This window comes from Actinomadura soli (assembly GCF_005889715.1).
Taxonomy (GTDB): Bacteria; Actinomycetota; Actinomycetes; order Streptosporangiales; family Streptosporangiaceae; genus Spirillospora; species Spirillospora soli.
The window spans coordinates 1-14,356 of the sequence record NZ_VCKW01000217.1 but is presented as its reverse complement, the minus strand read 5'-3'; the positions used below and the strand labels follow the sequence as shown (position 1 = coordinate 14,356).

General features: G+C 64.7%; 10 protein-coding genes and 1 pseudogene. 6 read left to right on the top strand and 5 right to left on the bottom strand.

The window, feature by feature from the left end:
* Positions 1 to 120: 120 nt before the first annotated feature.
* Positions 121 to 1,893 (bottom strand): ATP-dependent helicase, encoded by a 1,773-nt coding sequence (locus ETD83_RS31385; RefSeq protein WP_138648828.1) that lies wholly within the window; start codon positions 1,891 to 1,893, stop codon positions 121 to 123.
* Complete coding sequence (locus tag ETD83_RS31380) at positions 1,893 to 3,617, bottom strand: ATP-dependent nuclease (RefSeq protein ID WP_138648827.1); 1,725 nt, start codon at positions 3,615 to 3,617, stop codon at positions 1,893 to 1,895. The genes ETD83_RS31385 and ETD83_RS31380 overlap by 1 nt, the downstream gene beginning before the upstream one ends.
* Before the next feature lie 387 nt (positions 3,618 to 4,004).
* Between ETD83_RS31380 and ETD83_RS31375 the strand changes: the two genes are divergently transcribed.
* Positions 4,005 to 4,829, top strand: coding sequence for a hypothetical protein (locus tag ETD83_RS31375; RefSeq protein WP_138648826.1), 825 nt, complete (start codon positions 4,005 to 4,007; stop codon positions 4,827 to 4,829).
* 240 nt (positions 4,830 to 5,069) lie between these two features.
* Here ETD83_RS31375 and ETD83_RS45535 read toward each other — a convergent pair whose 3' ends face one another.
* Positions 5,070 to 5,195 (bottom strand): hypothetical protein, encoded by a 126-nt coding sequence (locus ETD83_RS45535; RefSeq protein WP_268920515.1) that lies wholly within the window; start codon positions 5,193 to 5,195, stop codon positions 5,070 to 5,072.
* Between the two features lie 221 nt (positions 5,196 to 5,416).
* Here ETD83_RS45535 and ETD83_RS31370 point away from each other — a divergent pair, with 221 nt between their 5' ends.
* Entirely contained in the window at positions 5,417 to 6,109 is a 693-nt protein-coding gene (locus ETD83_RS31370) for a class I SAM-dependent methyltransferase (protein WP_205717994.1), read from the top strand.
* Between the two features lie 159 nt (positions 6,110 to 6,268).
* Here ETD83_RS31370 and ETD83_RS31365 read toward each other — a convergent pair whose 3' ends face one another.
* A complete protein-coding gene (locus ETD83_RS31365) occupies positions 6,269 to 6,904 on the bottom strand; it encodes a class I SAM-dependent DNA methyltransferase (protein ID WP_205717993.1) in 636 nt (211 codons plus the stop codon).
* A 152-nt stretch (positions 6,905 to 7,056) separates the two neighbouring features.
* On the opposite strand from ETD83_RS31365, the gene ETD83_RS31360 reads away from it, so the two are divergent.
* From ETD83_RS31360 to ETD83_RS31345, 4 genes are all read left to right on the top strand, one after another.
* Positions 7,057 to 7,968, top strand: a complete 912-nt coding sequence (locus ETD83_RS31360) for a tyrosine-type recombinase/integrase (RefSeq protein ID WP_138648823.1) — start codon at positions 7,057 to 7,059, stop codon at positions 7,966 to 7,968.
* Between the two features lie 284 nt (positions 7,969 to 8,252).
* Positions 8,253 to 9,347, top strand: a complete 1,095-nt coding sequence (locus tag ETD83_RS31355; RefSeq protein WP_138648822.1) for a Kelch repeat-containing protein — start codon at positions 8,253 to 8,255, stop codon at positions 9,345 to 9,347.
* A gap of 131 nt (positions 9,348 to 9,478) precedes the next feature.
* Entirely contained in the window at positions 9,479 to 10,567 is a 1,089-nt protein-coding gene (locus tag ETD83_RS31350; protein ID WP_138648821.1) for an integrase core domain-containing protein, read from the top strand.
* Between the two features lie 1,134 nt (positions 10,568 to 11,701).
* Entirely contained in the window at positions 11,702 to 12,025 is a 324-nt protein-coding gene (locus ETD83_RS31345; RefSeq protein WP_138648820.1) for a histone-like nucleoid-structuring protein Lsr2, read from the top strand.
* 905 nt (positions 12,026 to 12,930) lie between these two features.
* Here the strand turns inward: ETD83_RS31345 and ETD83_RS42915 are convergent.
* A pseudogene (locus ETD83_RS42915) lies at positions 12,931 to 14,356 on the bottom strand (hypothetical protein); the annotation flags it as partial.

Genomic DNA, 14,356 nt, shown 5'->3' with positions numbered 1-14,356 from the left:
GTGGGGGCACGATCTAGCCCTCGACCTCGCACAGCGGGCCTGGTGATGAACAGTGCTCACCCACCGGTCGGCTTCATCAGCCACCGATCCTGCCTTCCCGGCCTGACCGATGCACCGCCATTAGGTGATGATCCCAAGTTGCCTGATGAACCTGCTCGGCGGATTGTACTTTCTTGTGCCGTATTGCGTGACCGTGAATCCGGAGTAGAAGATATCGACGGCTTCGCGAGCTCGCGTGATCGAAACGTAAAACTTTCGGCGATCTTCGTTCATCTCTTTGGAGCCTTCAGCTGAGGCGAAGAATGGGATGACACCATCTTCGGCGCCGAGAATGACGACAACGTCAAACTCGAGCCCCTTACCTGATGTCATTGTGGTGACTTCGATTCGATCCACATTGCGGGCCCGCTCGCCAAGTTCGGTGATCGTGTGACCTCTGAGGCTGCCGTTCGTGAGTGCCACCACCATGTCCCCAATTGAGGCCACGTCGTCCCCCCGCCTCACCTTCTCGAGCGCACTGGTGAATCCAAGGAGCTCAAGGTCGTCGATCAGCTGCGTCGCCGGCGCATCCACCTTCTTACGCAGCTCCAGCATCTTCTCTACAAGCTTGGATTCGCCTCGCTTGCTCCATTGATTTCCCATGGCGTCCCGCCACCCGTAGAGCAGATCGCTCAGGCGGTGACCGCTGCGTTCGCGCCCCAGCGTGGTCCAAGCAGCCAGACCTTCGATGAGTTGCGTGGCTGGGGTGCGGTCATACTCCGAACCGCGGACGTACACGGGGAGACCCTGCGCGCGCAGGCCCGCAGCCGCCGATTCGCAGTTTGTGTTGGTGGCGCAGAGGACCACCACCTCGTGCAGTGGGGTTCCGGAAGCGGTAGCAGTGCGGACGATTTGTGCCGCAGCGTTGACCTGGGCGGAGAAGCCGCCGGGCTCGTGGTGTGCTTCGACGCGGCCTCCGGATCGTTGGCCAGTAATCTCCCGGTCAGGGTCGGCGAGTAGGCGGTTGGCACAGCGAATGATCTCGATGCCGCACCGGTAGTTCACGGTGAGCGGTACTCGCGTGACGCCCGGCCGCGCTGCGAGTTCGATTAGGAGTTCGGGCCGGGTGCCGGTGAAACCGAAGATGGCTTGGTCCGGGTCACCCACGGCAAACAAGTCGACGGGCGTTCGGTAGTCGAAGCACAGTGCACGTACGAGTCGGTCGAGTCCTGGCGCAAGGTCTTGGTACTCGTCGACGTAGAGGTGCGGGTAGCAGGCGACAAGCGCTTTTCGAACGGTCTCATCGCCCTCGACGAGCTCCACTGCGAAGCGCACAATGTCGTCGAAGTCCATGAGGCCGAGCTGGCGCAGCTCTTGTTCGTACTTGCGTCCTGCCTGGACTATCCTCTGCTCAGATCGCAACCATTGTTGATCAGTTGCTAGCTGCTTGCGGTTGTGCTCGATCGTGGACTTTGCCAGCCTCCGCTCGCGCTTCTCGTGCCTTTCGAAATGGCGATCAACGACCTGATCCAGCAACCTACGTGCGAGCCTGGGGTCCGCGACTTGGAGATTTGCGGCATCGGATCTCCCTGCAGCGCGCGCGAACGGGGCGATGATGCGCCTGAAAGCAAACCCATGCACCGTCCCGACAAAGAGTGTCGAACGAGACTCGACTCCCAGGTCGGTGATGCGTTCACGCAACTGATCAGCTGCGGGGTTGGTGAGTGTGATGCAAGCGGCTCCCTGCGGACGCGGTATGCGATTCGCGAGGTCATAGGCAACGCGCGTAGTCAGCAGTTTGGTCTTGCCGCTGCCGGGAGGTGCGAGGACAACACAGTGCCCCTCAGTTCGGAACGCCTGCCACTGCCCGGCGTTCGCTTTCAGGTCAGCGATTGATTCCGTAAGTTTGCTCATCAGGCCTTCAGGTATTGCAGTGCGGCCGCGACGTATTCTGGTGCGGTGAGCTTGCGCAGTGCGAGCCGCTGCGCAAAGCGGCCCTTGCCGCCCGCGCGCTCGATCATCTTCAAGAACTCGGCGCAGTCTGGCGTGGTGCTCTGCCAAGTTTCGAGCACGACCTGCTGCCTGGGCGTGACGAGGTCGGCGAGCACCATGCGACAGGTTGCCTGATTCTCAGCGGAAGCCTGGAAGAGGTCGTACTCAAAGGTGGTTGTGCCGCAGAAGATGCCGTGCTGTTCGGGCGAGCCAGCGGCACCGATTGTCTCCACCAGTCTAGTCGCCCGAACCTGACCCGCCGGCGGGCTGTCGGCGTCCTCGTCGTCGCCCGGATCGCCGTCAGTGACGACTGCCCAGGGGATACCGAGTGCTGCTGCGAACCGCACGTACGTGGAGAAGTGCGTACCGTGGATCGCGCAGACGGTGACTCCGAGCTTGTCGAGCTCCAGGTCGAGGCCGCGAGCGAGGGCTGGCACCATGACCTGCTCGGCATAGCCTTCGACGAACAGGACCCTGCGCGCGAAAACCAGCTCGGCGCGTGTCGCGTCCAGGTAGCGGCCGATGTCATCCCATTCGAGCTCTGTGAGCGAGGCATCGGCAGCTGCGGCGGCAAGGGTTTGGTCACCGGTGGTGCGCAAGACTAGGAGGCTCCGTGGCGGCGCGACACTCGCGATGTACGGCGACTGAGTTGTCACGATCTTGGTGATAGTACGCGGCGTTTCGTTGAGCAGCCGCCGGAAGACGAGGCGCTGCAGATGGGGGTGAAGGTGGGCTTCCGGCTCGTCGACAGCAATCACGGCGTGGGCGATCTCGTTCTCCAGGAGTTGCTGATCGAGCCCAAGCTCCAGCAGCGCCAAGTACAGCACGTTCAGTGTGCCGAGACTGGCGCTGCCCAGATCGCGCTGCGCGGGTCCGTCGACGAAAAGCTTCATCCCCCGGATCAGACGAACGGGGTCCGGAGGGGCCGCAGCTAGGCTCGTTTCAAGGGCATGTTGGTCGCCCACCATGTCAAGGGTCCGCGCGCTGATTCTGGTACCGAGCTGCTCGATTACCTCCAGTTGATTCAACTGGGCGTTTGCCTCAGTCATGGCCTGCTCAACGCCTCCGAGCGCCTCCTTTGGTGCCGCTGCCGCCGCTGCCTCCAGGAGTCTCCGGAGCGGTGATCGCCTCCAGTTGCGGATATCTGATTGAACGTCGCGGAGCGCATGAAGGTAGGCGATGAAGAGGTACTCACGAACATCTCCCCCGACCTGCGCCTCGTTCTCGCCTCCAACGATCGACCAGCGGTACGGCGCCTGAGCACCCTCCTCAACGGTGTCTGCCGGGCCCCAACGGAAGGTAAGACGAGCGCGTATGGGGTCGGTCTTTAGCAGGGCACCCTTGAGCGCGACCAGCGCTGTTGGCTCATCCTCGAAGTCGGTAATTTCGACCGAAATAGTGATACTTTCTCCGGCTGCTTGCGGATCGTAGTCGTTGGCGTCCTTCCCTAGCCCGTCCCAGAAATCTTCTCGACGTAGGCGGCGGTCACTATTGGGCATGGTCGGGTCGAGCACCAAGCGGAGGGCGTGGAGCAGGTTGCTCTTGCCGGAGCGGTTCTCCCCAACAATCACTGCGCCCGCTTCGAGCCTGAGGTTAATGTTCGCCAGATTTCGGAAGTTTTGGACCGTAAGTTGACTGATTCGCATGGCCGACAACGGTATCTCGCGACACCGCATCTTGAGGGCCTTATGGCGAGAACCGCATGATTCAAGACAGGCCTCCGGTACCTCGCGAGTTGTATTGTGCGGACGATCCCGCGCGGACGAGGTGGAGGAAGACCGGTCGGACTCGCCCATCGATGAGGGCGAACCCCAAGCGCGATCGTGTGTCACCTGACCGGCGATCGGAGCCCGGGGTTCCCCGGGACCGGACCGGTCCCCGTGGGCCGGGGGTCTGGGACCATTGGCGGCCGAGACCGCTCTACCGAAATACAGGACGGCGGCGCGGGCGCGGCGGACGGGCATCCATGCCGGTTCCGTCGTGCGCGGTAGATCTGTCGCTAGGCCAAGCTGACCTGCGTACGGTTACTTTCCGTGAACAGCGACGAAAAGCGGGACTTGAGCAAGCTGGGCGCCCTCCTCGAAAGAGCCCAACAACGACGAGAGCAGATGGGCGCGGACCCCAACGCCTCCGACGTCGCCGGGCGCAGCCCGCTGGCCGGCGACGACGCCAAGACCCACCCGTTCGAGCTTTCCGGGTACGCCTGGCACGCCCTCACGGTAGCGACCGATCACCTCGAGTGCCTTCGCACTTCGGTCTTCGGGCCGCCCGTCAACGGCCACGTCGAGGCTCGCATCCAGACCCACGCCCAGTCCTCCCTGGTGCGCGGCGCGATCGAGAACGGCGCCCGCGCGGTCTGGCTGCTCGGCCCCAAGGACCGCCCAACCCGGGTGACCCGCCGCCTCGCGCTCCAGCGCAAAGAGGTCAAGGGTTCGTACCGTATGCGGGAGCTGGTCAACCAGCCCGCGACCACAACGAAGGATGATGCGCTGATGCGGGTGAACGACCTGCTCGCCGCTGCTCTCAAAGTCACCGCCGACGAAGCCCACCAGGAGCTGAAGCAGGCGCCAACCTACAGCTTCATCGTCCGCGATGCCGGCGAGCTCGCTGGCATCGGCGCCGATCTGGCCGAGGTGGTCTGGAGCGGTTGCAGCTCGCTGGCCCACGGTGACCAGTACGGCACGCGGGGCCTGTTGGACAAGGAGGTCATGGCCCGAGCCACCCTGCGGGGCCGGGACATGGCCATGACCCGGATCACCGGCAACATCCGCAACCTGTTCTGGACTACCTTCGCCGCGGTGTGGATGGTCGAGGAAGGCTTCCGGCTCTACGAGCTTCGCCGTACCCCCTACGCCTGACCGCATCTTCGTCTCGGAAGCCCAGGTGTCGTGGACGCTCTCGGGCGGGTAGGCGATTCCGCCGCCGCCCGGCAGCGATGACGTCGGCCCGCTTCAGCACCACGCCCAAGGGCTTCATTCCGCGCTTGTTGAGCATGCGGAGGAGGTGGAGGCCGGGGCTCTCAGAGAAGCAGACGGCGGGCATCCCGTCGGGGCAGAACGGCGGGAAGACCATGAGGGTCTGGCTGTGCAGGATCGGGTTCAGGCGTTGCTGGAGGGCATCTGCTTGATGGTGTCGGGCGCGGCCGGGTTGAACTGTGAGCCCTCCCTTCGGCCGCAGAAGTGGACGAGCAGGTCGCTCTGCCCGGGGTCGGTCGGCGCGAGCACAGGCGGGAGAGGGCGATCAGCTTCGTCATGTCGTCAATGATCGGGCACCGAGCCTGTCGGGCGGTGTACGGACACTCCCGGGGGTGTTCGCTCAACAGTGGGTCCGGATTCAGGAGCGGCAGGCGTCCCGGAACGCCCTCTCGTGCCGCCGACCGGGGAGGTGGCCGACCACGGCGGGTGGACATGGCGCGCTTCATGCGTTGATGGGCCACAATGCCGGAGTGACGCGGTTGCTCGATGAGAACGCGCTGGTGAGATCGTCGGTCGTGGCGAACTGCCTGATGAATCGCGAACGGTCCCTCAGCGGCTCCTACGGTTACGGTCGGGAACTCGGCATCGACGTCATGGCCGAGTTGAGCACCCGCGCCAGGGCGGCAACGCCCGTACGGTGGCTGGACGTGTGCTGCGGGAGCGGGCGGGCGCTGGCCGAAGCAGCCGGGCTCCTCGCCGCTCGTGGCCTGACTGCAGAGGCCGAGATCATCGGACTGGACCTCGCGGACCATTTTGTCTCAGGCAGCTTTTCTCCATCTCTGCGCCTGATCAGCGGCTCGGTGAACCAGTGGGTCCCTGACGGCTGCTTTGACCTGATCACTTGCGTGCATGGGCTGCACTACGTGGGCGACAAACTGGAGGTCCTCAGCCGCATAGCATCCTGGCTCACCAGCGACGGGCTCTTCATCGCCAACTTCGACACCCGCTCGGTCCGCCGTGCGGACGGCACACCCACAGGCCGACGGCTCACCGCCCAATTGCGCTCCCAAGGGTTCGCGTACGATTCCGCCCGCCGCCGCATCTCCCGCCGCGGATGCGCACAGATCCGGTTCCCGTACCGCTATCTCGGAGCCGACGATCAAGCCGGCCCCAACTACACCGGCCAACCCGCCGTCGACTCGTTCTACGAACCACTCCCATGAATCCCTGCTCATGGCCTGTGACGACCAGCTCGTCATGAAAGGCACGGAGCCAACACGCAACTGACGCGGACTGCCGCTTACAGATACCGTTTCCCCCACGAGCGCACTCACATGCCGCCGGTCGGACGCGCTAGTGGCGGGCAAGCACGCTGGCGGTGGTTACCGGGGGGCCGCGGGGCGGCGGGCGAATAGGATCGCGCCCGGCTTCGGCTCGTCGGGGTTCAGCAGGTGCTGCGCCTCGATGGTGAAGCCCGCCTGGCGGAGCCAGTCGGCTACGCGGGGCGGTTGGCGGTGGTGCACATACGCCTGGACGGGCTGGTCGCCGTCACCGCTCGTCTCGATCTTTGACTCGTCGCCGACGTGGAAGCCTACGGCCAGCAGCCCGCCCGGCCGCAGGACCCGGTGGAACTGTCCGAGCACGCCCGGCACCGCCTCGTCGGGGATGTAGATCAGCGACCACCACGCGAGCACACCGGCCAGAGAGCCGTCGGCGAGCTCCAGGTCGGTCATCGAACCGACCTCGAACCGCGTCCCGGGGTGCTCGCGGCGGGCGATCTCGATCATCGCGGGTGACAGGTCGATGCCGAACGCGTCCGCGCCCAGTTCTCGCAGCAGGGCGGTGGTGTGCCCCGGCCCGCAGCCCACGTCGGCGACGGGCCCGCCGTCGATCGCGCGGACCAGGTCGGCGAACAGCACTACCCCCGCGCGAACATGCAGCAGCCTGTCGAGCAGGTCGCGGGTCTCGTCGGCGTAGCCGACCGCGAGGGCGTCATAGACGTTCCGGGTATCGGTCAACCAAGTCATCAAAGCAACGTAGCCCCTTCGAACCACTTGAGTCGTAGAGGTTGCCGCCGAATGACCCGCGCACCTTGTCCGCTCATGCCGCGTGTGGCTGGTCTGGTCTTGCGCCCGGTGCGGGCGCAACGTCGAAGGCAGGACTTCGTTCGATGAGCTTCTGGGAGCGCGTGGCGCTGGAAAACGCAGGTGGGGACATCCTGCGGTTGGCGACGCTCGCCTACTTGGCCCAATACAAGGGTGACTCACGCATGCACACCGAGTCGGACCTGCGGATCCACCTGACCTGTGCGCCGAACGGCAGCTGGAGCCCCTTAGCGGTACGGCGCGCGCATGTGGAGATGTACGTGCGCTGGCTACAGGAGGTCCGCCGGTTCCGGCCCTTGACCGTGTCCCGGCGGCTGTCAGTAGTGGTCGGCTTCTACCGGACCTGCGTGAGCGACGGAATTCTGGAACACTCGCCCGCCGACCATGTCCGTCGCCCGAACGTAGCGCCGGAATCGCCAACGCTCGGATTGTCCCATCTGCAGTTCGAGGCTCTGCTGTCAGCTGCGCGCGCCTCGGCCAAGCACAACTACTTCGCGCTGGTCGCGATGCTCGGGTTCCTCGGGTTACGGATCTTCGAGGCCACCGGTGCCGACATCGACGACCTGGGCGAGGAACACGGCCACCGAGTCCTACGCGTGATCGGCAAGGGCACCCGGATCGTACTGATACCCCTCCCGCCGGCAGTCGGCAGAGCCATCGACCACGCCACCCGCGACCGGACCAGCGGGCCGATCCTGCTCAACACCCGCGGGACCCGAATGGATCGGCACGCCACCACCCGCCGCCCGCGCCGACTCGAGGCCCAATCCGTCGTCCGGTTGCCGCGGATGCACCCCCACATGCTCCGCCGCACCTTCGTGACCACCACGCTCGACGCCGGCGTCGACCTGCGCGACGTGCAGATCGCCGCACGCCACGCAGACGCGCGCACCACCATGCGCTACGACCGAGCCCGCAACAACCTCGACCGCCACCCCAACTACATCCTCGCCGCCCACACGGCCTCCGGCACCTGAACCAAAGACCGCGAATCGGTATGCGCAGGTCTGCCGAGAAAAGATGTTCTGCTGCGTCTGATCTCTGGGATACGGCGCCTGTGAGCGCAGGTCGCTTGATAGTACTTGTCGCGATCAATTCTTGTTTTCCGAAGCAATGGAAGCGCATACTGAATTTCCTGTTCGCGAAGGCCGCCTGGGACGCAACAAGATGTCCGACACGCGTGCGGTCGAGTGTGAGTACGGCGTCGCGAATGAGTTCTGCCGAGGCCTGTGGGCTGGATGTGACCTGAGAGGGCGGCGACATGTTGGGCTGGATGGCGACCCTTGCCGGCGTGCGGCGATTTGGTCGATTCTTGGGGCTGGGTTTGATTCCTGCGATGCTTGTCGGTGTCCTGGCCGCACCAGCCAGATCCGGCCCTGGCCCTGAGCCGGCCCCAGGCGAGGCGGGCCGGCGGAGTCAATGGACTGCCAGGCCCGCACTCCAGCAGGCGCGCGACGCGCTGAGCGTGACGACGGTGGGCAGGGACATTCTGGCCATAGGCGGGGCTGACCCGCTCAGGGACCAGGATCTGGATGTCGTCGAAGCCCGCCGTACACAGGGCACTGGGACCTGGCGTTACCTGGCGCGCCTGCCTACTGCGCGCGCCAACCTAGCTACCGCCGAGGTAGGTGGGCTGGTGTACGCGGTCGGTGGCTTCACTAAATCTGGTCCGTCGGACGCCGTGGAGACCTACGACCCGGAGTCGGGCCGCTGGGCCAGGAGTCTTCGCCTTCCCCAGCCACGCGGTGGCCCCGCAGCGGCAGCCCTTGGTGGTCTGCTTTACGTGGCCGGCGGGGAAATCCCCGGATCCCAGTTCACGAACTCGGTGATCGTCTACGACCCTGGGAAGCGTACCTGGAGTTCCGTCGCCCCTATGCCCACGGCCCGGGAAAGGTTCAAGCTGGTGGCTGCGAGAGGTTACCTGTATGCGATCGGGGGCGACAATCGGGTGAGCGGGTCAGCAGAACAGGTCAAGTCGCTGACCACGGTGGAGCGCTACGACCCCAGGACCAACAGATGGCGCACCATGAACCCGATGATCGAGGCTCGTTCCCTGACCTGCGCGGTCGAGACGACGGTCGGGAAACGACGGATCCTCACCGTCGTCGGCGGAGCCGAGTTCTCCCCCGCCGGCGCCCTTGTCGGCCCCAGGCGTACCACCGAGGTCCTTGACCTCGGCACGGGCCGGTGGACACTGCTGAAGATCCTGCTTCCCATCGCCCGAGCATCACATGACTGCGCCGCCGAGGCCAATGGAGCCGTCCTGACGATTGGTGGCGTCGTTCGGCAGAACGGTGAGTTCTCGCCGATAGCGAACGTAGACGCACTATCCCTCCAACCCCGTGATCTGCAATAGGACTCGGTCCTGGCCGTTCGCCAGACAAAGCCCAAGAGTTCAACCGGCCCTGTACCGCTCGAATACTTAGTTTCATGCTGTGAGCTGGGATTTTGCTGCGGGGCCGTAGGAGTCGCTGCGACCATCTCGGGGTGTTGTTGTCTGTGCTGTACCGGTTGGTCCGGAGCCTGCTCGGCCTGTTGGTGATGCTGGTCCGGTCTGATATGTCCAAGGACGTCGAGTTGCTAGTGCTGCGTCACGAGAACCAGGTGCTGCGCCGTCAGGTCGCAGGTCGTCCGCGCTGGGATCATGGCGACCGGCTCTGGATTGCGGCGTTGTCCCATCTGGTGCCGCGTCGGCGGTGGGCCGAACTCTTTCCGGTTGTTCCGGCGACGATCCTGCGCTGGCACCGTGACCTCGTCGCCCGTAAGTGGACCTTCACCGACCGGCGCCGTCCAGGTCGCCCCCGCAAGGGTGCGTCGATCAGAACGCTGATCTTGCGGATGGCGCGGGAGAACCCGGCGTGGGGGCATCGGCGGATCCAAGGCGAGGTGGCCCGTCTCGGCTACACGATTGCGGCGTCCACGGTGTGGGAGATCCTGCATGCGGCCGACATCGATCCGGCACCGCGTCGGGCGGGGCCGACCTGGCGGCAGTTCCTGGCCGCTCAAGCGCACGGAATCATCGCCTGTGACTTCCTGGTGGTGGAGACGGTGCTGCTCAAGCGGCTCTATGTGCTGGTGTTCATCGAGCACGGCACCCGCAGAGTGCATCTAGCTGGGGTGACCGCGTGCCCGACGGGGGCGTGGACGGTGCAGCAAGCCCGCAACCTGGCGATGGAGTTGGGGGATCGTATCGGCGCGCTGCGGTTCTTGATCCACGACCGCGATCCGGTCTTCACCGCTGCGTTCGATGAGGTGCTCAAGACCGAAGGGCTCAAGGTCGTGAGGACCTTGCCACGGACACCTCGTATGAACGCCATCTGCGAGCGCGTCATCGGAACCCTTCGCCGTGAACTGCTGGACCGGGTGTTGATCCTGGGGGAGCGGCACCTGGCCTTGGTGCTCGGCGAGTACCTGACCCACTACAACGGCCACCGGCCCCACCAAGCCCGCCGGCAACGACCTCCAGATGCCGAATGCCAGCCCGCCAGGACCCCGGCTGAAGCAAACGACCTGAGATCCATCCGGCGAAGACCCGTCGTCACGGGCGTGATCAACGAATACCATCATGCCGCATAGCCCCAGCTCAAGCCGCATAGCTCAATAATCGAGCGGCACACCGTGACGAACCCGCTCAGAGCAAGACGAGATGCCCACCATAAGAGACCACGCAGGTCCGGTGGCGGGCACCGCTGACCTCCACTGTCGGAGCAGCGCCCGTATAGTGCCACGGGACGCCGACGTGGCGGCGGTCGCGGCGATTCGACGCCTGGGGCGCTGTCCTCGCAGATGTTCGGGCGGCGTGGGGACGTTCACGACCATGCGGCGACGCTGGAGCTTGGTAGCCGGGTGCAGGCGCTGCCCGAAGATTCAGGGACGGCGCGGAACTGGTGCCGTTACGCTCTTCTCACTCAGCTTCATGGGGTAATTCTGTGTCCGAGCGACACGCACCGACAGCACATGGCCCCCAAATTCACCGCTCGGCGCGCCCCACCGCATTCCGGTCGGCGCATAGCCGGGGGTATCCGACAGTATGACGCGAACCTGCACGCAGCTAGGGCCTGCCTGCACGTGCAATTATGTCATCATTACCGGAGCTGCGGAGGAAGACAAAGGTAAAGTTTCTTGCCCGCATCGGCGCCTACGTGTGTTCGACCGGTAGGGGTTAGTTGCAGGGGCTGTGTCCCTGCGGAGCGGTTGGTGATCAGTGGCGCGTTTACCCACGACTTGTGAGCCGCGGAGAACGATCGGAGTCGGATATCAGCGGCGTGAGTGCCGCATTGTCTCCTCACTGCATCACTGCCGCGGTGTTCATGAGCGTCAGCGGTGTGTTGGACGAGATAGTTGCCTCAGTTATGGTGGCTTGATCTCTAAGACGCGGGAGCGGTCTTTGATTCCGGAGATGGAAATTGGAATCCAGCCCCTTTGGCTCTGCCAATCAATTCGGTGAAGGATGGTAGGTCGACTCCCTTGCTTGTTTCGTCCGAACGGGAGCTGTTCGCTCATGCATTCGAGTAGTGAAAAATGCAGGAAGGATAGGTGGTGTTCGCGAGTTGTAACTGTCAGGAGAAGTCCTATCCGCCTGCGGATATCGTGATTGGATGTGCGCGATCGCCGGTGTGGTTGGGCTGGCCTTTGTCGCTCTCGAAAAGGCTTTGTGCGGAATAGGGTACGGTTGATGTCGATGGGGGACAAGGACCGAAGGGGATCAACATGGCTCAAAAGATAGTGGTCACCATGGCTGACGACATCGATGGTAGTGAGGCAGTCGACACCGTGTCATTCGGCATTGACGGCAGTACGTACGAAATCGATCTCAACGAGAGGAACGCTGCTGAACTTCGCAGTACGCTGTATCCTTTCATGGAGAGCGGTCGTAGGTTGAAAGCGGCAAGAGGAAGGAGAAATTCGGCCTCAGTTTCTAGGCCGGAAAGCGCCGCTGAGATCCGCGAATGGGCAAAGCGACGTGGCATTCCGGTCAATGGGCGTGGCCGCCTAGCGGCCAACGTAATCGACAGGTACCGGTCTGAACGCTGAGGGAGGGATCATTAACTGTATTGGAGTCTCTGCCGTCACGATCAGGTGGTACGGCGCGAAGCCGGGCAGGGACACTCTTGTTCAATAGATGGGCGTGCGTTGTCCCCGGTATTGATTGTCCAGGCGGCGGGCTCCGCAGGAAACGGCCGGTCCCAGCGGGGCAGCAACACGTGCTCGGAGGCGCAGGCCGTTTGGGGTTGGCACGGCCTAGGTGGCTTCCGTCACCGAGGCATGCCACGTCAGCAACCTTCGCAAATGGGCGGTCTGCCCACGTGAAGGTCGCACTCGGAGGCTCGGTTATGCTCGACACTGCAAGCCTATCCGGTGTGGAACGCTCGTCAGGATGGAGGGAGAGGCTGGCAAAGGTACTCATCGGGCCGAAGGTGTTGAGCGCTGTGTTGCACCTGGGATCCCACTGAGGTATCGGTCACCGGATACGCCACCGAACGACCCGATGGACTGCTCCCTAGGTGGCGAATCAGACCTCGGTCATGTGGCTGTTCCTCCTCTTCTGGCAGGCATGCCGCCTCTTGTCGTTGGACATCACTTCCTCCCGGTGGTGGAAACCAGGGCTCCCCGCTGGGGACATAAGAGCTCCCGGTGGTGGACCGTCCTCGTTGTTGCGGAAAGTCCCAGGCGTCCACCCCGGCCCGGCCTTCATGTGGACGAGATTGTCGGCGTGTTCAAGGGGACGCGGCGTTGAAGGGACGCCGTACCCCCCGATCAACGATGGTGCGGATTGGGTGAGTGGTCGTCTGTTCTCTGACGACTACTCACCCAAGTCGTGATCACACGCGTGGCGTCTCAGCATGGTGCACGTTCGGGTCTGCTCTGACGAACTCCCCGCCAAGTGACCTGGTGCCACCGTGGCTGGTAGGGCAGTAGTAACTGCTCAGGTCGCTGGGCTACCGGGGTTCCTCGGTTGAAGGGTGGTCGAGATCTGCGCTTGGGGATCGTTGGGCGAGTTGGGCGGCGATGTGGGTGGCTTGTGGGGCACCGAGCTGCTGGTACAGGTCGAGCGCCTGGTGGAGGTGGTGGGTTCGGGTTTCGGGGTCGCCGCGCAGCTCGGCGAGGCGGGCCAGGAGGGCGTGGATGTTGGCGGTTTCGTGTCGGGCGTCGACTTGCTGGGTGAGGGAGAGCGCTGCGTGTAGGTCGGTGTCGGCGTCGTCGAGCCGGCCGAGGTCCAGGTGGCTGTCGGCGCGGCCGGTGAGCGCGCGGGCGTGCAGGTAGGGCTCGTGGTGCGCGGCGAAGTAGCTGATGGCTTCGTCGTAGTGTTCGGTGGCGCGGTGGTGGTGGCCGGTCCGGGCGGCGACTTCGCCGAGGTGGCGGGTCATGAGCGCGGCGCCGCGCGGGTGGCTGATGTGGCGGTGGATGTCGCGGGCCCGGGTGAAGGTTTCGGCGGCAGGGCCGAGTTGGCCGGTGGCCATTTGCGCGACGCCGAGCATGTCCAGCGCGGAGGCCTCCCCGATCGGGTGGTCGGCCTCGCGTTCCAGGGCGAGGGCGCGTTGGGCGAGGGTGATGGCGGCGGGGTGGGTGCCGCGGTTGTTGTGGTAGGCGGCCAGCCCTTCGAGCATGCGGGCCTGCGCCCGGACGTCCTGGGCGTCTTCGGCGGCGGCCAGCCCGATCCGGTGGAATTGCTCGAAGAGCCCGTAGTGTTTGCGGTGGACGAATAGCCCCCACATCGCCTCGGCGATCTCCCACGCGCTGATGTGGCCGCCGTACAGGTGCGCGTGGTGGAGGAGGGCGAGCAGGTTGTCGCGCTCGGTTTCCAGCCAGTCCAACGCTGCGACGGTGTCGGAGAAGGCGATCACGGGCGGCTGGGTGAAGTACCGGCCCAGGTACCAACGGTCGGGGTTGATGGTCAGCTGGGCGGCGACCGCGACCTGCAGCATCCGGGTGGTGATGCGGTCGACGACGGCATCTCGGGTGGATTTAGGGTCGGTCGTCTCGCTGGTGTCGCGGGCGTGTTGCCGGGTCAGGTCGTGGTAGCGGTACCGGCCGGGCGAGTACTGATGGAGGAGTTGGGCGCCGGTGAGCGTTTCCAGCAACTGCTCGGCCTGCGGGTGCTCAAGGTCGGCGGCAGCTGCGGCGAGGTCAAGGGTCAGGTCGGAGCCGGGGTGGATGCTGAGCAGCCGGTACACCCGTTTGGCGTCGTCGTTGGGCAGGGCGTTGTAGGAGGTGGTGAGTGCTGCCGGTACCGAGACGTGGTCGTTCATGGTGGGGTCCATGCCTTCGTGGTGGTGTTGGTCGGCGTGGATGGTGTGGAGCTGGGCCAGGCGGGTGTGTTCGTCGTTGAGGCGGGTGACGAGCCGGGCGATGGGGGTGTGGGGG

What these genes read in the sequence shown, in the direction of transcription:
- ETD83_RS31360 (WP_138648823.1), top strand. Translation starts at nt 7,057, where the DNA reads ATGAGCTTCTGGGAGCGCGTGGCGCTGGAAAACGCAGGTGGGGACATC.
- ETD83_RS31345 (WP_138648820.1), top strand. Translation starts at nt 11,702, where the DNA reads ATGGCTCAAAAGATAGTGGTCACCATGGCTGACGACATCGATGGTAGT.
- ETD83_RS31380 (WP_138648827.1), bottom strand. Translation starts at nt 3,617, where the DNA reads ATGCGAATCAGTCAACTTACGGTCCAAAACTTCCGAAATCTGGCGAAC.
- ETD83_RS31355 (WP_138648822.1), top strand. Translation starts at nt 8,253, where the DNA reads ATGTTGGGCTGGATGGCGACCCTTGCCGGCGTGCGGCGATTTGGTCGA.
- ETD83_RS31385 (WP_138648828.1), bottom strand. Translation starts at nt 1,893, where the DNA reads ATGAGCAAACTTACGGAATCAATCGCTGACCTGAAAGCGAACGCCGGG.